The 19,231-nt window shown below is 60.6% G+C and carries 12 protein-coding genes and 3 pseudogenes; 5 read left to right on the forward strand and 10 right to left on the reverse strand.

Translation table 11 applies throughout. The features are described 5' to 3' along the window. Positions 1–72 precede the first annotated feature (72 nt). Positions 73–249, forward strand: coding sequence for a hypothetical protein (locus AC27VQ_RS07985; RefSeq protein ID WP_488715847.1), 177 nt, complete (start codon positions 73–75; stop codon positions 247–249). A gap of 52 nt (positions 250–301) precedes the next feature. Here AC27VQ_RS07985 and AC27VQ_RS07990 read toward each other — a convergent pair whose 3' ends face one another. Next, complete coding sequence (locus AC27VQ_RS07990; protein WP_488715848.1) at positions 302–1,231, reverse strand: GlxA family transcriptional regulator; 930 nt, start codon at positions 1,229–1,231, stop codon at positions 302–304. Positions 1,232–1,303: 72 nt separating this feature from the next. On the opposite strand from AC27VQ_RS07990, the gene AC27VQ_RS07995 reads away from it, so the two are divergent. Beyond that, the gene (locus AC27VQ_RS07995; protein WP_488715849.1) at positions 1,304–3,787 is read left to right on the forward strand and encodes a CoA transferase; all 2,484 of its coding nucleotides are present in this window, start codon (positions 1,304–1,306) and stop codon (positions 3,785–3,787) included. A 4-nt stretch (positions 3,788–3,791) separates the two neighbouring features. Next, positions 3,792–5,420, forward strand: coding sequence for a N,N-dimethylformamidase beta subunit family domain-containing protein (locus AC27VQ_RS08000; RefSeq protein WP_488715850.1), 1,629 nt, complete (start codon positions 3,792–3,794; stop codon positions 5,418–5,420). Between the two features lie 90 nt (positions 5,421–5,510). Here AC27VQ_RS08000 and AC27VQ_RS08005 read toward each other — a convergent pair whose 3' ends face one another. The 6 genes from AC27VQ_RS08005 to AC27VQ_RS08030 all read right to left on the reverse strand — a co-directional run bounded on the left by AC27VQ_RS08005 (position 5,511) and on the right by AC27VQ_RS08030 (position 13,327). Beyond that, entirely contained in the window at positions 5,511–6,254 is a 744-nt protein-coding gene (locus AC27VQ_RS08005; protein ID WP_488715851.1) for a siderophore-interacting protein, read from the reverse strand. Continuing rightward, on the reverse strand, positions 6,251–8,233 hold the full coding sequence (gene fhuB / locus AC27VQ_RS08010; protein ID WP_488715852.1) for a Fe(3+)-hydroxamate ABC transporter permease FhuB: 1,983 nt from the start codon (positions 8,231–8,233) through the stop codon (positions 6,251–6,253). Before fhuB ends, AC27VQ_RS08005 begins: the two co-directional genes overlap by 4 nt. Next, positions 8,230–9,114, reverse strand: coding sequence for an ABC transporter substrate-binding protein (locus AC27VQ_RS08015; RefSeq protein WP_488715853.1), 885 nt, complete (start codon positions 9,112–9,114; stop codon positions 8,230–8,232). The genes fhuB and AC27VQ_RS08015 overlap by 4 nt, the downstream gene beginning before the upstream one ends. A gap of 34 nt (positions 9,115–9,148) precedes the next feature. Next, complete coding sequence (locus AC27VQ_RS08020) at positions 9,149–11,581, reverse strand: TonB-dependent siderophore receptor (protein WP_488715854.1); 2,433 nt, start codon at positions 11,579–11,581, stop codon at positions 9,149–9,151. 167 nt (positions 11,582–11,748) lie between these two features. After that, positions 11,749–12,738 carry a FecR family protein gene (locus tag AC27VQ_RS08025; protein ID WP_488715855.1) on the reverse strand — a complete coding sequence of 330 codons (990 nt, stop codon included), beginning with the start codon at positions 12,736–12,738 and terminating at the stop codon, positions 11,749–11,751. Positions 12,739–12,838: 100 nt separating this feature from the next. Next, the gene (locus AC27VQ_RS08030; protein WP_488715856.1) at positions 12,839–13,327 is read right to left on the reverse strand and encodes an RNA polymerase sigma factor; all 489 of its coding nucleotides are present in this window, start codon (positions 13,325–13,327) and stop codon (positions 12,839–12,841) included. Positions 13,328–13,500: 173 nt separating this feature from the next. Between AC27VQ_RS08030 and AC27VQ_RS08035 the strand changes: the two genes are divergently transcribed. After that, positions 13,501–14,340 (forward strand): ABC transporter ATP-binding protein, encoded by an 840-nt coding sequence (locus AC27VQ_RS08035; protein WP_488715857.1) that lies wholly within the window; start codon positions 13,501–13,503, stop codon positions 14,338–14,340. A gap of 430 nt (positions 14,341–14,770) precedes the next feature. Further along, positions 14,771–15,124: pseudogene (locus AC27VQ_RS08040) on the forward strand (ATP-binding protein); the annotation flags it as partial. Positions 15,125–15,153: 29 nt separating this feature from the next. On the opposite strand, the pseudogene AC27VQ_RS08045 reads toward AC27VQ_RS08040, so the two are convergent. The 3 genes and pseudogenes from AC27VQ_RS08045 to AC27VQ_RS08055 all read right to left on the reverse strand — a co-directional run. Beyond that, positions 15,154–15,465 (reverse strand): annotated as a pseudogene (locus AC27VQ_RS08045) (response regulator transcription factor); the annotation flags it as partial. Positions 15,466–15,536: 71 nt separating this feature from the next. Continuing rightward, positions 15,537–16,068, reverse strand: a pseudogene (locus AC27VQ_RS08050) (response regulator); the annotation flags it as partial. Next, positions 16,061–19,231, reverse strand: a 3,171-nt coding sequence (locus AC27VQ_RS08055) for a hybrid sensor histidine kinase/response regulator (protein WP_488715858.1), incomplete at its 5' end; no start/stop codon positions are given. The pseudogene AC27VQ_RS08050 and the gene AC27VQ_RS08055, both read right to left, overlap by 8 nt.

The following is a 19,231-nucleotide window of genomic DNA, read 5'->3' on the forward strand; positions in this document are numbered from 1 at the left end:
AGGCAGGCCCATCGATCTCGATGATCTTATACCCATTCACGTATTCAAACTTTGGCGTTTTCCAACCCATAAATGCTCTCCAGCTTCGGTCCAATGTTTCCAAACCTGAAGATGATGTCCGACCGTCATTCTCAGCATGCTATTGCTCTAACAGGTATTCGCACAAAAGACGAATTCGTCGCCGCCGGTTCGATCCCGCTCAAGGCGGCGGACGGAGATTGGCAGATGGGCGGACTGCATTTCCGCTGACAACAGGTGCCAGAGGTTTACATCCCATCAAGAGCTTTGCGGCAACCGAAATTTAGCCAAGCGCTCGCCTCAACGCTCGCGACAAAGAGGCAGCAGATGAAAACCCGCACATCGCCGCGATTTCGGCTTTGGTAAGCCCAGGTTGAAGCAAATGTTCCCGCGCCCGCGCCAACCGCATGTGGAGGTAGCAGCGGCCCGGTGACAGTCCCAGCTCTTCCTCGAAAAGTCGGGCCATGGTGCGCAAGGTTAAGCCCGCGGTAGTGGCAATCTCCGGTAAGGCAAGAGGCCGCTCGATATGGGCCGTCATCTGGTCCAGTGCCTGGCGCAGGCGCGCGTTGGGATGGGATGGAAACGCCCCGAAGGCGGGTTCGGCGGGCCTCGTCATCCGCGGGCCGTTCAGGAACATCGCTGCGGCATCGAAACGCGCGGTCGCTCCGAACCTGCGCGTGATTTCCTGTAAGGCCAATTCCATCGCCGCGGCCGCGCTGCCGCACGTCATCCATCGTCCGTCGACCACAAAAGGCGCGGAGACAACTTGCACGTCGGGGAAGGTTTCGGAAAACTCCGCCAGCAGTTGCCAATGCAACGTCACACGACGGCCATGCAGGTAGCCGGCACGCGCCAGAAGCCACGCTCCGGTATCGGCGGCGATGACGGCACCCGCCTTTCTGGTCAGCCGCAAGGCACGGCGCACGGCGGGATCGTTTGCGTCGCCGCGAAACCGGTCGCCGCCGATCAGTATCAGGAGATCGCAAGAACCCGTCTCCGCAAGCGGCTGCTCCGGCGCCATGGCCAACCCGCTGGACGAACGTACGGCCTCGTCATGAGGTGTCAGCACCGTCCAGGTGATCTCCGCGCCATGTTCGTCGCGGACCACGCGCATGGGTTCGATGAGACAGGCGAGCAGCATATTCGAGAAGGCCTCGAACAACAGAACGTTGATGCGCAGCGACTTTTGTGCGTTTGGCAGATCGTGCTTCATATTTGGCAGATTATGATGCTCGGGATGCAATGATCAAGGTTAGTTTGGCCCAAACCCGTTCTGGAGACCCTCATGACGAACCGCCGTCCGCTCGACCACATCCGCGTTCTGGACTTTGGCCACTACCTTGCCGGACCGATGGTCGGCATGATGCTTGCCGATCTGGGCGCCGAGGTCATCCGCATCGATCCGCCGGGCGGGCCGCGTTGGCACGATCCTGCTTTCGAAATGCTGTCGCGCAGCAAGCGAGCGTTGACCCTCGACCTCAAGACGGAAAACGGTAGGCAAACCGCTTTGGCGATGGTCGCTCGCGCCGATGTCGTCATCGACAATTTTCGGCCGGGCGTCATGGCGCGGCTGGGTCTGGGGCCAGCCGATCTGCGCGCGGCAAATCCTGGCATCATCTCGCTTTCACTGCCCGGCTTTGCCTCAACCGACACCGAGCTTGCGCCACTGGCCGCCTGGGAGGCGGTGATCGCCGCCCGCACGGGGCAGTTCACCGATATGGGGCTGAACCGGCAGTTGATGGGGATCAACCCCTCCTTCACGCCGCTCGGCCTCGCCTCCGCTTATGGCGCAGCGTTTGGTGCCATGTCAGTTCTGTTAGCACTCGGGGCAAAAGACAGGATGGGTGGCGAGCATATCGAGGTGCCACTGGCGTCGGCCCTGTTCGAGGGACTGGTCTATAATTGCGAGCAGATCGAGGACTACCCGGAGCGCTACAAATCCCCGCGCGAGGTGGAACTGGATCGCCGTCGCGCGGAAAATCTACCGCTGAACCTCAGCTATGCCGATCTTGGTGAGTTCCTAGACCCCTTTTACCGAACCTATCGCTGCGCCGACGGGCGCGGCTTCTATGTAGTGTCCTGCTCCATCGTCACGCATCCGCGGCGGGTCCTGCATGTGCTGGGTCTGGACGACCTTGCCGCAACGCTACCGGATTTCGACGCCTATCTCGACCGGAAGGACTGGCCCGAAGACTGGGCGATGCGCAACTACCCCGTTGGGTCGCGCGACCGCAAGCGTGTGGCTGAGGCCATGCAGGCCGCCTTTCTCACACGGCCCTCGTGGGAATGGGAGGAGCTTTTCGGTGCAGGAAAGGCGCCGGCCTCGGCGCAACGCAGCACGCGGGAATGGCTGGACGATCCGCATGCGCGCGCCTCCGGTCTGGTGTTGGAGGTCGACGATCCGCGCCATGGCCCGATGCGGCAATTGGGGAACCTGGCATGGCTGCTGGGCGACGATGGCGCCCTGGAGAAGCGGCCGGGGCCCACGACCGACGAATTCCGCGACGACCTGCCTCGTCTGATGGCTGAACCGCCGCGGCCCCACCCGCAAGGCAGGAACAAGGGCGGCTGGCTTGATGGACTGAAGGTCGTGGATCTGACGAATGTGATCGCAGGCCCGACGATCGGATCGACTTTGGCGCGCTTTGGCGCCAAGGTCACTTCGGTACAGCCAGTCAATCCCTCGGTTGATCCGTGGAATGCGATCGTGTTCGGCCTGCACGCCCACCGGGGCAAGGAGAGCGTGCTTCTCAATCTGGGCAGCGATCAGGGACGTGCGGCTCTGGAGCGGCTGATTGCCGATGCGGATGTGGTAACGATGAACGGCACGGACCAGCAGCGCGATGACCTGAACCTCTCGCCCGGGAGGTTGGCGGCGCTCAATCCCCGGGCGATCTTGGTGCAACTAGACGCATGGGGCGGACCGCGGCGAGGGCCGAAGTCCGATCATCTGGGCTATGACGATCTTGCCCAAGCGGCGACGGGAGTGATGGTGAGGTTCGGCGGCGGGCTGGATACTCCCGAGGAACACGCCCATTTTGGAACCATCGATGTGCTGACAGGCTATATGGCCTGTGTTGCGCTCGGTGCGGCGTTGGAGCGGCGACGGGTTACCGGCAAGGGCGGTGTCGCCCGCGCCGCGCTGGCCGGCTGCGGCGCGATGATCCAGGCGCAGTTCATGTATGATTTTGACGGCCGTGCGCCGTTTGACGAACCCGCCGGGCGGCAGGCGCGTGGATGGGGGGCGTTTTATCACTGCTATCGCGCCGCCGAAGACTGGATGTTCTTCGCCGCGCCCACCGAACGGGGCGGGGCACTCGCCCGCGTGCCTGAGCTGGAAGACTTGGCCGGGCTTGGCAAAAACGAGCTGATCGAGAGGTTGGCGGAACGCTTTGCCCTTCACCCGGTCTCCCATTGGCAAGGACGATTCCGCGAAGGGTCGGCCAGCGTGGTTCCGCTTGGCTCCCTCTCGGGCAATCGCCAGGCCGGTCTGCATCATGAAAGCGAGGGGCCGGCCGACATCCGGCAAGCGACCTATCGCGCGATCCGCCATGACGGCCACCCGATGGGTCGCTGGGTCGATCTGGTCGCACCTAATGCCGTGCGGCCCGAGCACGCGACGATCACGGTTCCCGCAGCAGCCCCGAAGCCTGGCGCACAAACGCGGGCGATCCTGTCGCGTCTCGGCTATAGCGAAGCCGAGATCGCGGCGATGATCGAGGCGGGCGTCGCCGGCGAAAGCTGGTCCGCGCGATATCTTCCGGAGTGATGTGATGACCACCGAAGGCAAAGGTCCCGCCATAACCCCACGGACGCGCGCCCGCGCGCGTCACATCCTCGATCACTACTATATCGGCCCGTCGCGGGACGCCGCAGTGCTGGAAATCTGGGGCTACACCCCTCGCATGACCTATGCGCCCGGCGAGGAAGTCGTCCTGCACGTCTCGACGACGGCAGAGCGCTGGTCCTACGAAGTCGGGCGTGACGGTTCCCGGTATGAGCCGGTCCTTGCCGTCGAGAACCTGCCGGGCCATCACCACGATACGCCGGCCGATTGTTCGGTTACGGGCTGCGGCTGGCCGGAGAGTGCGCGCTTCATCGTGCCGACGGATTGGCGGCCGGGGGGATACCTGATCACCTTCATCGCCGAGCGCGATGGCGACCGGATTGAGGAACACCACCTTATTCTGGTCCGCCGCGCCCGGCACCTTCCCCGCGCCCCCTATGTTCTGGTTTGCGCGACCGGCACATGGCTGGCCTACAACTGCTGGGGCGGCTCCAACCATTACGAAGGCATCACCGGACCGGAGGGCAACGCCTTTTCCCCGGTTCTATCGACGCAGCGCCCTTGGACGCGTGGATTCTGCAAGCTGCCCGCCGGCGCCCCGCGAGCGCTGCCAGAAGGGCCGCAACGCCCCGACGGCATGGTGCGCTATCCCTACATGGAATGGGCCTATGCCTACGGCTATTCCAAGAAATATGCCTCGGCCGGCTGGGCGAGCTATGAACGCCTCTTTGCTCGCTGGGCCGAGAGCGCCGGTTATGATCTCGACTTCGCCACTCTGCATGACCTCGACGCTGACCCGGGCCTTTTAGACGGCCACAGCTGCGTGATCTTTGTGGGGCATGACGAATACTGGAGCGCAGCGATGCGCGATGCCGTCGACGCCTTCGTCGCTGGTGGAGGCAAGGTCGCGCGCTTTGCGGGCAATTTCCTGTGGCAGACGCGGCTGGAAGACGAGGGCCGCCGACAGATTTGCTACAAATATCTGGCCGAAAATGATCCTCTTTCAGGAACCGGGCAGGCTCATCTGGTCACCGGGGCCTGGGAGGTCGCACCCGTCGATCGGCCCGGCGCGCTGACCTTTGGGGTTAATGCGTTGCGTGGGATCTACACGGGACTCGGGCGATGTGTCGGCCTCGGGTCGGGTGGCTTTACCGTGTATCGATCCGGACATTGGGCCTTTGCCGGAGCCGGACTGGGCTACGGGGACCAGTTGGGCGCCGCCTCGCGTGTTTTCGGCTATGAGGTGGACGGGCTGGACTACCGCATGGACGACGGGTTGCCGTTTCCCACGGGGACTGATGGCGGCTCCCTCGATATCACCATCCTCGCGATGGGCCTTGCGACCAACATCGAAACCGACAATCGGATTTGGGGCGAGACGCAGTATATCGAGGCGTCGGATGCCGCCTTTAAAGCGCAATCCCTCTATGGCGCGGTAACTCCCGAAACTCTGGATGCCAGCGCCCGCGGAAACGGCATGATTGTGCACTGGGCGAAGGAGCGCGGCGAGATTTTTACCGTTGCGACCTGTGAGTGGGTGGCGGGTCTCGCGCGTGGTGACATGCAAGTTCACACCGTTACGCGAAACGTGCTCGACCGGTTTGGTGAGCGGTGAGGGGCCATTCGTGGCTTAGCATCACCGAGTTGCACTGCCCTGCAGATATTCTGTAGTCAGCCCATATCGTGCATTTGAACCAGGTTCAGATCATCCATCATTTTTCCCCCAATATGGGACGCACAATAGGCGGTTCTTGCGTGTTAAGGAGAGGAGCGGGTTAAGGGCGCGAACGAGCGTCCGTTCCCCGGCAATCCAGATAAAGTGCGGATCGTCAGGTGAATAGTGCGCACTTCGGAGTTCGTCGAGGCGCGAAAAGAACGACTGTCGTTCTTCACCCGGTATCCAAGCATTTTTTGGGCTCACAGGGTTTGTCACGCTGGATCGAAAGTATTCCGGCTCTGCGAAAATAAAAGTGTGCACTGCGGGAGTGTCTCCCAGATTCTCCGTGATCCGGGCGATTGCGGGAAGTGCCGTTTCATCCCCGACCAACAGATATCGGTTTGCCCTTTTTATGCCCAATCCGCACGGGCCAGAGAGACCGCAGATATCGCCCGCCTTTGCCGTACAGGCGAAACGGCAGCCTGGTCCCTCGGTGTCATGAAGCGCAAAGTCGATGTCCAGCCAACCTGCGTCCGCGTCTATCCGACGGATCGTATAATAGCGGGTTGCGACGAGCTCGCTTCCCTCGCGACTTTCGGCCGCGATGAAGGCCCGAAACGTTTCCAGGCTATCCGCATCCCATCGCGCCGGAATGTATGCGCGGGCATGGAGGTTGGCGTCGGTATCGAAATGATGCAGGTCGTTGCCCGTGAGACGGAGGCGCTGCATTTTCGGTGCGATTCGTGTCGAGGAGAGCACGTGCATCGCCCGGAAACTGCCATTTCTCCTCATGCCCTTCGTCCGATCAAGAAGAGGAGGAAAGGCCCGCCGATGAGTGTTGCCAGCAGACCTGCCGGGATTTGATATGGAAAGATCATGTTTCTGCCGGCCCAGTCGGCAATAAGGAGAACAAGCCCACCCGTCAGAGCCGAGGAAAAAAGATGGATCGAGGGGCGCCGAAAGCCGGCGAGGCGAGCGAGATGTGGTCCCATCAAGCCCGAAAAACTGAGCGGCCCGACCAGCGTTGTTGCCACAGCCGTCATGACCGCCGCGATCGAAAACAGGATCGAGCGGCTTTCAATCAGGGGTATGCCGAGGGACGATGCCGCGGGTTCACCTAGTGACAGAAGTTCAAGCCAGCGGGCAATTAGCGGAATGGTGAGGCAGCCGAAAAACAGCACGACGGCGGCGGCGATGGCATCAGAGGGGGTCACAGCGTAGGTCGACCCCGAAAGCCAGCTCAGGACCTGCCCCAAGCGAGGATCCTGGCTCGTCATCAGCAGCGCGATGATAAAGCTGGAAATCGAACTCAACGAGACGCCAAGCAGGAGCAGCCGGTTTCCGCCATACGCGGGTCGGCGCGACAGGATCAGCATGACTACGAGCACAATGAAAGCACCCGCTGCCCCAGCGCTGATCTGTCCCCATCGTGTCGGCTGTGCGACTGCCATGATGAACAGGATTGTGCCGACCAATGCGCCGGAGGAAACGCCCAGAATTTCCGGCGAGGCCAGCGGATTTGATGTCATGCGCTGCAGAATGGCGCCGGCCAGCGCCAGCATCGCACCTCCGGCAAAGGCGCACACTGCCCGTGGCAATCGCCAAGTCGAAAGTTTGAGGAGGGTGTCACCACTGGAGAGTTCCCAGCCACCCAATCCACGGCCGAGGGCAACTGCAAGCCAGAAAAGTGGGAGGCTGACAAGGATCAGCGCAGCCAGCAACAGGATAGGATGCCTCTTTCGAGCACCCCCTTGGCGCGCCCGTTGCTCCGGCACATTCGCCGGTCTCAGCCGGCGGATTATCACAATCAGCAGTGGTGCGGCCAGCAGGCCTGTAATTGTCCCAACCGGGAAGAGCCGATAGGTGACGGGAAAGGAGAGCACGATCTGATCCGTCAGCAGCAGAAGCAGTGCACCGATCAGGCTCGACCACACAATCGCTCCACCGGTACGTCGCATACCGAGGCCACCCGCAATCGCCGGTGCGGCGAGGCCGATGAAGCTGATGATACCGACCTGTGCCGTTACAAGCCCGGTGAGCGCGGTCACCAGAACCAGCGCGATAATGCGGAAGGTCGTGGTGGAGAGACCCAGGCTGCGGGCGCTCCGGTCGTCAAGCGAGAGGATCGTCAGTGGGCGCAGAATGAGCGCTATGGCGATTGCCAGACACGCAAGACGGGGTGCCAGAAAAAGCACGCCGGTCCAGTCCTGCTGATCGAGATATCCCGCGCCCCAGATGAACAGTCCGAGAAGCAGGTCATGGTTGAACAGCGTCAGCACGGCGCTGGCTGCCCCACAGTAAAGGCTGACGATCAGGCCGGACAGGGTCACGGTCTCCGCTGAGAGGCCGCCTCTCCAGGAGAGGCCGAGAACGGCAAGAAGCGCAAGCGCTGCGCCGGCAATCGCGATCCATGTCTGGGCAACGAGCAGGATGGAAGGTGCGAAAACGCCGGCAATTGCAAGTGTCAGGTACGCACCCGCCGAAACGCCGAGCGTTGCGGGTTCTGCCAGCGGGTTTTTCAGGATCCGCTGCATAAGCGAGCCGGAGAGGCCGAGTGCCCCGCCGGCCATTAGGGCCATCACGATGCGCGGCATAACGGTATATTGGAGCAGCAGTTCCGCCGTGCTCGACGGGTTCGGAAACAGGATCGTGCTGATGCCTGCCCCCTGAGGCAGCACGGCATAGATGTTTTTCAGGCAGACGGCTGCAGCTGATATCGCCATTATGCCGAGAATGGTCGAAGGATGGCGTAGTATGTCGCCCGGCCTCATGGCGCAGTGGTTTCCGTCAACGCGAAGGATGCCAGTCGCGCAAAACGTCGCGCCGAAGGCAGGCCCCCGTAAAATAGCACGTCGTCGATCGCAACGGCCCGGTTTTCCCGAACATAGGGAAGGCTGGCTATGACTGGAGATCGCAGCGCCGTTTGCAAAAGCAATCTGCTTTCGCGCCCGACTGACAACAATCTTGCATGGGGCTGCTGCGCAAGGGCATCGATCGTGATCGTCGCATGTCCATAAAAAGAGGTCGGGCCATCCCATGCATTTTCGATAGAAAACTGGTCGAACAGGCTTTGAAAAAGGCTGTTCTTTCCGAAGACGAGGGCACGGCGTGTGTCGAGTAGGGTGACGATATAGACCGCCCTCCCATCATAATCTCGCAATCTCGCCGCAGCCTCTGATATCCCTGCTTCGTAGGCATTCATGTAGGAGGAAAATGCACTAGGCCTTGCAATCTTGCCGGCTAGCCTTTCAAGTTTTATGCGGGCATTGGTAAGCCTGTCGATGCGTTGTGGGTCGTCATTCGCATCGGGATCGAAGAGAATTGCCGGCGCGATCGCATTCAGTTCCGGCCGAAGCATGTCGAGTTCCGGATGCAGAACGATCAGGTCCGGGAACAGGCTGTCAAGCAGCTCAAGATTTGGCTCTGAGCGAAGACCGAGATCGTGGGTGTGGGGCAGTGCCTCCGGCTCCACCACGCGCTCGCCGTAACGTGTGCGCTCGGGCAGCGTGATGACGTTTGCACCGAGCGCCAGCAGGTTTTGCGCACTGGTCCAGTCCAAGGCGGCAATTTGCTGCGGTGGAGGCTTACGGGCACCCGCTGTCGATGGAAAAGCAAAAGACATCAACCCGCCGAGAAATGCCCGGCGGGACATGATTTGGCGTGACGTCCGTCGCCGGATCACGCGTCTACCATTTGTAGGCGAGGGTGGCGTTGATGGCGCGCCGATTGCCGTAAACAACGGTGTTCGAGTAGAAGCTGGGCGTGAAATACTTTTCGTCTGTAAGGTTTGTGCCGCTGATCGCTAGCGTCAACCCATTCAGATCGACGTTTTTCGCGCCGAAGTCATAGGCGATCGAAGCGTCCAGAAGTGTATGGCCGGGAACCTTGACCTGCGATCCTGTCGTCGTGTCCATCACTGCCATCGAACTGCCGACGTAGCGTAATCCCGCGCCAAGTCTCAGGCCGTCGAACGTGTCGTCCTGAAGAGCGTAATCAAGCCAGAACGATGCAGTATGATAGGGAACAGACGCTGAGCGGGATCCGATCGCGCTGACGCCGCTCGTGTTCGGATTGTCCTCCGTGACACGCGCATCCGTGTAGGAATAGCCGGCTGTAAGACTGAGCTCGCCGGTCAGGTTTGCCTTGGCTTCGAGTTCGAAGCCGCGCGAGCGTATCTCGCCTTGCTGCACGGCATAACCGACATGCAGAGGGTCGGCCGTCGTGACATTCTGCTGTGTGATCTGGAAAACCGAGGCGGTGAATAGAGCATTCCAGCCAATTGGCTGATATTTCACACCGGCTTCGTATTGCTGCCCCGTTGTCGGCTCGAAGGGGCTGCCCGAGAAATCGATCGTTGAGTCGGGCTGGAAGGAGGTCGCGTAACTGACATAGGGCACGATGCCGTTGTCAAACATGTATCCAAGGCCGATCCGGCCGCTGAAGGCGGCATCGTCTGTCTTCGTCACGCTGTCGGAGAGATTGTCGTAGATCTTACCGTTGACCCAATCATACCGTCCGCCGAGCGAGAGAATCAAGTTGTCCCACTTGAGCTGATCCTGCGCATAGATGCCGAACTGCGAAGTGACGGTCCTTTCATCCGACCAGAGCGGATCATAAGTCAGGGCAGGGCCGCCATAGACCGGGTCGAGAACATCGATCGTGATGAAGTTGGAAGAGTTGGCGCGGCTTTCCTTGCCGGAATAATAACCGTAATCGGCGCCGAGCGTGATCGTGTGGGTTACAGGACCTGTCTCGATCTCGCCGCTGACATTGTTGTCGAAGAGGAAGCTGTTGATGGTCTTCGGCCGCTTCTGCGTGCCGATATTGGCGAAATGGCCATTAACCAGCGCCGTTGGCCAGTCCCAGATGAAACCGGCCGTATAATCTACCTTGGAATGGCTGAACCGGGCACTCTGGCGATAGGTCCAGCCATTGTCGAATTCATGCTTGAACTCGTTGCCAACTGACTCTCCTTCCACCTTCCATTCGGTGAGCCCGGGCACGCCGAGATAAGTGCTGGACGGAATCCGCACGCCGTTGTTGAAGATCGTGTTGTCCATCGGCAGGCTCTGCTCGCCGCCGCCCTTTGTCGTCTTCTGGTAATTGGAGAGCAGGGTGAAGCTCGTCGCATCGTCCGGCTTCCAGGTGAATGCCGGCGCGATGTAGAAGCTGTCGTCGGGCGAGTGGTCGATTTGCGTACCGCTATCGCGGTAAAGACCAGTCAGGCGATAGAGGAAGGTGCCATCGTCATTGGCGGGACCACCGAAATCGAGAGCTGTCTGCTTTCTGTTGAAACTGCCATACTGGAACTCGACTTCCCGCAAGGGCGTCTCGGTCGGGCGCTTGGTCGTCGCATTGACGAGGCCTCCCGGTGTCGCCTGGCCGTAAAGGACCGAGGACGGCCCCTTCAATACGTCGAGACGGTCGAAAGCATACATCTCGATATCGCTGTCATAGCTATTGAAGCCGTTGCGCAGGCCATCGCGATAGTTGGCGAACTGGCCGATCGCCCTGAAGCCGCGCAAATAAATGTCCGGCATTCCCTGGCCGCCAGGATAATCGATCATGCGCACGCCGGGCGTATAGGCGACGGCGGAGTTGAAATCGGTAACGCCGCGATCGTCCATCTCCTTGCGCGTCACGACGTTGATCGTTTGGGGTACTTCAAGGATCGGCGTGTCAGTCTTGGTGCCGGTCTTGCTGCTTTCTGCAACATAGCCATTAACGCCACCGGCGTCGCCCGCCAGTATGATCGGCGCCAGCACGGTTGCATCGCCTGTTACACCGGCACTGTCTGCCGGAATGTCACTGATGATGGTCACGGTGTTGGCGTTGGTGAAGCTGAATTGAAGCCCCGAACCGGAGAGCAGGGTGGATATCGCCTGCGACGTGCTCATCGTGCCACGCACGCTGTTGCCGGTTGTGGAGGCGACCGGCGTTTCGGGGAAGACGACATTGATGCCGGTGGTGCGAACGATGTCGTTCATCGCCTGGCGGATCGGCTTGGCGGGAATGTCGAAACTATGCTGGCGCCCCGCCAGAGCCTGTGCGGCGGCCGGTGTTACACCGGTGCCAACCACGGCAAAGCCTGCCATCATCGTTGCTGCCAGCAGAACCATGGTCCTGTTTCTCAATGCATTGCCCCTCATACGTCGCCCTCATTCCGAACAAAACCAGCACAGCCTGCCGGTGTCCGGCATCGGCTTCTCATAAGGAATGTCGCCCGGCGCGCGCGCGCACCCTCACATTTTCTCAAGAATTTTCTTTGGCGGTTCGAAGGTGTCTGTCAGGGGCCGACCACGGTCATGCGACCGAAACTGTTTAGGCGGAAGCCGACGGTTGACTGCAAGGCGGCAAGCGCCTTGTCGGTGTCGTGGAGCGCAATATTGCCGCTGACCCTGAATTCGCCGAGGCTCGAACCCACAAGCACGATCCGTCCGGGCCGGTAACGTTCTATCTGGGCAAGAACGTCGGCGAGCCGGGCATTACTGAAAATGTAGCGGCCGTCATGCCAAGCCATCTCGTCTTCGATGATGGCCTGTTTGACGGGGCTGAGGCCTGCAGACCCGTAATCGACGCTTTCTCCCGGCTTGAGGATAACATCCTGTTCGGCTCCTATCATGCCGACCATAAGGCTGCCCTCCGCAAGCGTAACCGTGACCTGTCCGTGCTCCTTCAGCGAGACATCGAATTCGGTTCCCAGAACCTTCGCTTCCCCCCCGGCTGCTTCGACGAAGAAGGTCGCGCCGGTATGAGAGATGCGGAAGAAGGCGTTCCCTCGCAGCAGCTTCACACGCCGTTCACGAGCAGAAATTGACACGTCGAGCGCGCTATCGGCATCGAGCAGCACATGCGACCCATCGCTGAGAGCCAGTTCGCGGCGGTCACCGCGCGGCGAGACGAAATCGGCCTGCACATCCTGCAAAAGGTGAGGATGCTCCAGCCAGGCCCATGATCCGGCCAGCAAGAGCATGAGACAGCCGGTGACAACGGCCCCGGCCTTGCCTCTGGCCCGTTTTTCACGCAACCAGCGGATTTTTTCCAGCGGAAGAGCGAGATCGCCGTCCCCCGGATCTCCTTCCGGATCGGAGGCACCAAGATCGGACCATAACCCTCCGATGTCCTCGAATGCTTTTTTGTGAAGCGGCGAGGCGGCAAGCCAGTCGTGAAAGTGGCGATTGTCCTGATGGGAAGGTTTGCCGTTCATGCGGGTAAACCAAGCAATTGCCTCCCGCTCGATCCGCGCCTCATCTGGAGAGATCTGCCTGTCGTCCATCGAATGAAATCGCCTTGACTCGAAATCCGACCCGGCTGAACGGGCCTTCCTCTAAGCATATCGTTCGCCGAGTGCGATTACCCTCGCGTCGCATCCCTGACTACCGCAATTGGCGGCAGGCAAGAAGGGCTTTGGCGATCTCGCGCTCGACCGTGCTGTAGGAGATGTCCAGCGCAACGGCGATCTCGTCATAGGTGCAGGCGTGAAAGCGGTTCAGCATAAAAATCTGCCGCGTGCGTTTCGGCAGATTGCAAATGGCAGCCTGAAGGTAGCGGAGTTCCTGGCGCGCGCCAACGATCTGGTCTGGCGGGATAACGGGTTGGGTATATTGCTCTTCGGTCAGGCCTTTGGTGAGCTTTTGGCGCCTCTGCTCAGCCCGGAAATGGCTGATCGCTGTAAACTGCGTGGCGCGGGAAAGATATGCTGGCGTAAGTGAGGCATGTTCTTTCGCGCGAGCCCAAAGGACGGTGAAAACGTCCTGCACGACATCGGCTGCATTCGAGCGGTCGATCCTGCGGCTGGCCAACTTCTCGAGCCGAAAGCGTTCCGACGCATAGAGCGCCTCGAATTCGTGTTGCTTGGTCGTCACGGGTGATCTACCGCTGTGCATAACTGGACTAATGCACTCCGCTTATAGACTTGGCCGCGCTTTAGCAATCTAATGTCGTGACCTACGCCGATTTATCGTGATGCACGATCAGCGCTCGATACTTGATCTCGCGGGATCACCAACGGTAAACGGTGTCGAGAAATGTCGGGGAGATGTCGGTGCTGAATGCACGAAATCACATCAAGAAATCGATTGGCAGCCCAGGTGAGAGAGATTTGGGTCACGCCTTTGCAGTAAACAATATTGGCCTGACGATCGATGGGCGGGAGATTCTGTCAGACGTTACACTCGAATTTCCAGAAGGTGAGGTCGTGGCGCTCGTCGGCCATAACGGGTCGGGAAAATCCAGCCTCCTGAAAATACTTGCTCGCCAACTTGGGCCGACAGCGGGAACATCCACGTATGCCGGGCATCCTCTCGCGGCCTATGACGACAGGTCGTTCGCGCGGTCAGTGGCCTATCTTCCGCAGGATCTGGGAACCGGATCGGATATGACAGTCCGGGAACTCGTTGCATGCGGGCGCTATCCCTGGCATGGCGCGTTAGGCCGCTTTTCCGGTGTTGACCGCGAGAAGGTGGACGCCGCAATCCGTGCGACCGGTATAGGTGCGTACGCTGAACGTTTGGTGGGAACGCTTTCTGGTGGTGAGCGACAGCGGGCCTGGATCGCAATGCTTGTTGCCCAGGATGCAAGCTGCCTTCTTCTCGACGAGCCGACGGCAGCGCTTGATATCGCACATCAGATGGAAGTTCTGTCAGTCATACGCCAGCTGGCCCACGACAGCGGAAAGAGTGTGATCATCATTCTCCACGATATCAATATGGCCGCCCGCTTCTGTGATCGAATTCATGCTCTTAAAAACGGGCGCGTCGTGGCGACAGGGCTGCCGAGGGAGGTGCTGGTCTCGGATACCCTGTATACGATTTTCGGCATTGAAATGAATGTGATAACTGAAGCAAACGCACGACACCCAATCGCCTATCCTCTTTGACTTTATCGTTCGCAGCACATCGTCCGACGAAGAGGCAGACGACCAGAAAATGCATTCCGGAAAGATCTGACCTACGCTCTGCACGGTGCTTTCGAGTGGCCGATGTCTAAGTCGAACGACAACGCAGACACGGAACTTTTCACCGCGGCTAGGTCCCCATCCTAGCTTAAAATTGTTTTCGCAATTGCTGCGGCTGCGCCGACACGGGCGCGGCATGCGGAGGCTGCGGCATTCTGGTCATTTGCGTCGATTGCCGCAAAGATTTCGCGCATCTGCTACGGTCCCGATGCCATGCGGTTCGACGTCGAGAGTGTCAATGTGCCAATCGAATTTCGACCATTGGGTTGATTGCCAGAGGTAGGTCATATCGCACGATAAAGCTCATGTGCGGAGATAATCATCCGTATTCTCCGCACCCACATTGCTGAGCATGCAAATGCGCCGCGCCTGCGACGAGGTCACGGGCAATAGAATCAAGCGGAAGCACGAACCGCCGCGCATCGTCGGTGAACTCCTGCAATCGGAGATCGCCGAGAAGCAGGCCCGCTCCATTTGCTATCAGCTCAGCATCGCCAAGCTTCCACTCGCCAAGGACATCGACGACTTCGACTTCGCCGACACGCCCGTTAACGAATCCCTAGTGAGGGAATTGACTACCGGCACCGGGAATTGGCAAGAGCCACCTGGCCATCGCGATTGCCCCCGCACTCATCTGGAACAGCACGCGCGCCGCTTCTTCACCGTAGTCGATCTGGTCAATCGGTTGGAAACGGAAACCCGCTCGGCGCTATTGGCGCCGCTGGAGAAGCCCGGCTAGGCGTGGTGCAACGCATGGGACGCTTTTACGGCTGCAGAGGCGCGGTTCTCGACGCCCAGCTTCACATAGATCTGTTCGAGATGCTTCGTTACAGTTCGAGCGCTGAGGCCGAGGATTTCGCCAATATCGCGGTTCGACTTTCCATTGGCAATCCAGAGCAGTACCTCGGACTCCCGATGGGTGAGCGAGAACCGCTGGCGCAGCGTCTCGTCGCCGGATTTGCGCTGTTCGGCAGAGAGGCGGAAGAGATGTTCGTCCACGCCGATCGTACCAAGGAAGGACAGTTGCAGGCTCGCCTGACCTTCGTTGCAGATTGTGAAAGGGTTTTCTCGCGTCGTGTTGTGCGCGCTCATCCATGTGCGCAGATGGGCGGTGATCGCCTCAAGTCCGTCGTCATTTCCCATCGCAGCATTCACGAGCCGGCTCGCCTGCGGCGTCGACCAGCGAATGTTTCCCGTCCCGCTAACGGCAAGGAGATGGCGTCCTGCTGCGTCCAGAGCAACGCGTGCGCTCTGGGCGGAGCGAGCATTGGCCAGATGCACACGAATACGGGCGCGCAGTTCGTCGATGTTGATCGGCTTCGTGAGATAGTCGACGCCGCCGACGTCCAGCGCCCGTACGACATGTTCTGTCTCCGTCAGCCCTGTCATGAAAATGACCGGTACGGGGCTGACCGCTGGATTTGCCTTGAGTTTCAGGCAGGTCTCGAACCCATCCAGCCCGGGCATGACGGCATCGAGCAGAATGATGTCCGGCGTGATGCGATCCACGATGTTGAGCGCGGACGCTCCGGATGTGGCGATAAGCACGGAGAACCCGGTCTGTTCGAGAGCTTCGGTCAGGAAGCCCAGGGCATCGGGTGAATCATCGACGATCAGCACGATGTCGCGGGGTTTGGCTGTCTCAGTCACGGGCCGCACCTTCCTGTCGGTTCAAGGTTTTCAAAAAGGCATTGTAACCGACAAGGTCGAAGGCCCGGACATAGGCGCGCACCGCCTCGGTGAAGGGTTGGTGTTCCGACGTGCGGGCGATCTCGGAAAGCTTTGCCTCGATGCCGCGCACATAACCGATCTCACCGAGACGGATCAGTTCCTGGACATGGTTTTCTTCGGGTATGACGATGCTGAGATTCTCAGGCGCGTCGCGCTTCGCCGCGTCGTGATAAATCCAGTCTAGGCCCATATGCAGGGCAAGTTTGTCGGTCAGTTGGCGCAGGTCGAAGGGTTTTGACAGCGCGTCGCTGTGACCGGTCTGGGACGAAGTCACGGTGCCGTCGCCGATATTGGCCGAGAGCATGATGATCGGCCCGGCCTGCCCGAGCGCCCGCAGGCGCGCAACCAACTCCCAGCCGTTCATGTCGGGCATGGAAATATCCACGAGGAACAGGTCCGGCTTCAGGCCTTCGACCAGTTGCAAGCAGTCGGCAGCGTCCTTTGCCGTCAGCACCGTGAGATCGAGCGGGCGCAGCACCTCTTCCATGAGATTGCGGTGGTCTAAATTGTCGTCGACCGCAAGAACGATACGCCGGCGGCCGGTATAGCCCTTGATGCGCCGCACGGCGTCTTTTGGAACCATAGGGCGATCGACGGCGGACAACATGAGGCGCACGCGGAACTCCGTGCCCTTGCCGCGCTCGCTTTTGACGGAGATTTCGCCGCCGAGCGTCTGGGTCAACAGTCGCGTGATGGTGAGGCCGAGGCCGAGACCGGTCATCCGGCCATGTTCGGCATCGCCGCGCTGGAAGGGTTCGAAGATGCGCGGCAGGTCCTTTTCGAGAATGCCGCGTCCGCTGTCGGTGACGGTGAAGGCGGCGACTTGGCTGCGATAGGCGACGTCGAGCCGGATTTCACCCTGATCGGTGAATTTTAATGCGTTCGAGATGAGATTGACGAGGATCTGGCGCAGACGCTTTTCATCGGTGCGCACATAGGCGGGCAGATTGTCCGGACGGGTATACTCGAAGGCCAGACCCTTGGCCTGGGCCTGCGGGCGGAACATGTCCACGATCTGGTCGAGGAAGTCGTGGATATGGATTTCGTTGGAATAGACCTGCAGCTTGCCGGCCTCGATCTTGGAAATGTCGAGCAGGCCGTCGATCAGGCCGGAGAGGTGATCGGCGCTGCGCTTGATGACGCGGATGGCGCCCTGCCGCTGCGGCGGGATGCTCTCGTCACGCTCCAGCACCTGGGCATAGCCGAGCACGGCATTGAGCGGCGTGCGCAGCTCGTGGCTGAGGCCGACGACGTAACGGCTTTTCGCGCGGTTGGCAGCCTCGGCCGTTTCCTTCGCCTGCTGGAGGGCGGCGTCGGTCTTCTTGTGGGCGGCGATTTCTTTCAGGAGCAGCGTGGTCTGGCGGGAGGATTCCTCTTCCGCCACGACACGGCTGTCATGCGCCAGTACGTAGAACCAACAGACGACGCCGGCCACCACGGCGAAGACGAAGAACACCACCGCGATGGTACGCTCCACCACGGAGGCCGTCTCTGGTGAATGGGTGCCGACCTGATGGGCGATCATCGCAAGGATGATGCCCATGCCGGTGATCGACAGCACGGTGGCGATACCGTAGCGGCCGAGACGCGTGGAAAGTGCGGATGTAACGGGTTCGGGCAGGATGCTTTTCGCAACACCCGCTACCTGTGCGTTGAAGCGCGCCTTCGGCTTGCACAGATCGTGGCAACGGCTGTCGAGCGAACAGCATAGCGAGCAGATCGGCGCGGCATAGGCGGGGCACCAGGCCATATCCTCTGGTTCGAACGGGTGCTCGCAGATCGAGCAGGTGATGGAATGCTGAAGTGCCCAGCTCTTCCGGGGCTTGCGGGCGAGGTAATATTTGCCGCCGGTCGCCCAGGCGATGGCCGGGGAGGCGAGGAAGGCGACGACGGCGGCGATGTAGGGGGCGAGCGAGGCCGGGATTTCACCGAGGGCACCGAAATGCGCCGTGAGGGCGATCACCGCAGACAGCGTCATGGCCCCAAGGCCGACCGGGTTGATGTCATAGAGATGAGCGCGCTTGAATTCGATGCCTTCAGGCGAGAGGCCGAGCGGCTTGTTGATGAAGAGATCGGCGGAGATCGTGCAGAGCCAGGCCATGGCGACGATGGAGAAGACGCCGAGCGTTTCCTCCAGCAGCCGGTAGATACCGAGTTCCATCAAAAGCAGCGCGATCGCCACGTTGAAAACGAGCCAGATCACGCGGCCGGGATGGCTGTGGGTGAGGCGCGAGAAGAAGTTCGACCAGGCGAGCGAGCCCGCATAGGCGTTCATCACGTTGATCTTGAGCTGCGAGACAACCACGAAGGCGACCATCAGCAGCAGGGCCGCCATATCCCAGGGCAACATGTAGCCGAAGGCGGTGTAATACATCTGTGCCGGATCGGCCGCGCGCGTCGAGGGCACGCCCGACGACAGCGCCAGCACGACGAGGAAGGAGCCGGCGATCAGCTTCGGTGCGCCGACGATGACCCAGCCGGAGCCGGCGAGGAAGATGGCGATGCGGTGGTGCAGCTTGCGCTGCCCGTCCGGCGGCAGGAAGCGCAGGAAATCGACCTGCTCGCCGATCTGCGCCATCAGCGCGAAGATGACGGCCGATGCCGCGCCGAATTCCACGAGATTGAACGGCGCATAGGTGCCGGGCGGGCCGGAGGCATGGTGCAGACCGGAATAGGCCAGCCATGCGCCGACCTTTTCCCAGTCGGCGAAGGCGATGAAGACGAAGGGCAGGATGTTGAGCACGATCCAGAAGGGCTGGGTGACGAGTTGGAAGCGCGAGATGAGCTGCACGCCGTGCGTCACCAGCGGGATCACCATGACGGCCGAGATGATGTAGCCGATCCAGAGCGGCACGCCGAGCGCCAGTTCCAGCGCGCCGGACATGATCGACGCCTCGATGGCGAAGAGGATGAAGGTGAAGCTGGCGTAGATCAGCGAGGTTAGCGTCGAGCCGATATAGCCGAAGCTCGCGCCGCGGGTGAGGAGGTCGATGTCGACGCCGTGGCGGATGGCATAGCGGCTGATGGGCAGGCCGACGAGAAGGATCATCAGGCTCGCGACGATGATCGCCACGATGGCGTT

It is taken from the genome of Shinella sp. 20P9.1.1, from assembly GCF_057798995.1.

Coding starts and splice junctions, on each gene's coding strand:
- AC27VQ_RS07985 (WP_488715847.1), top strand. CDS start 73: ATGCTCTCCAGCTTCGGTCCAATGTTTCCAAACCTGAAGATGATGTCC.
- AC27VQ_RS07990 (WP_488715848.1), bottom strand. CDS start 1,231: ATGAAGCACGATCTGCCAAACGCACAAAAGTCGCTGCGCATCAACGTT.
- AC27VQ_RS07995 (WP_488715849.1), top strand. CDS start 1,304: ATGACGAACCGCCGTCCGCTCGACCACATCCGCGTTCTGGACTTTGGC.
- AC27VQ_RS08000 (WP_488715850.1), top strand. CDS start 3,792: ATGACCACCGAAGGCAAAGGTCCCGCCATAACCCCACGGACGCGCGCC.
- AC27VQ_RS08005 (WP_488715851.1), bottom strand. CDS start 6,254: ATGAGGAGAAATGGCAGTTTCCGGGCGATGCACGTGCTCTCCTCGACA.
- fhuB (WP_488715852.1), bottom strand. CDS start 8,233: ATGAGGCCGGGCGACATACTACGCCATCCTTCGACCATTCTCGGCATA.
- AC27VQ_RS08015 (WP_488715853.1), bottom strand. CDS start 9,114: ATGTCCCGCCGGGCATTTCTCGGCGGGTTGATGTCTTTTGCTTTTCCA.
- AC27VQ_RS08020 (WP_488715854.1), bottom strand. CDS start 11,581: ATGGTTCTGCTGGCAGCAACGATGATGGCAGGCTTTGCCGTGGTTGGC.
- AC27VQ_RS08025 (WP_488715855.1), bottom strand. CDS start 12,738: ATGGACGACAGGCAGATCTCTCCAGATGAGGCGCGGATCGAGCGGGAG.
- AC27VQ_RS08035 (WP_488715857.1), top strand. CDS start 13,501: ATGTCGGTGCTGAATGCACGAAATCACATCAAGAAATCGATTGGCAGC.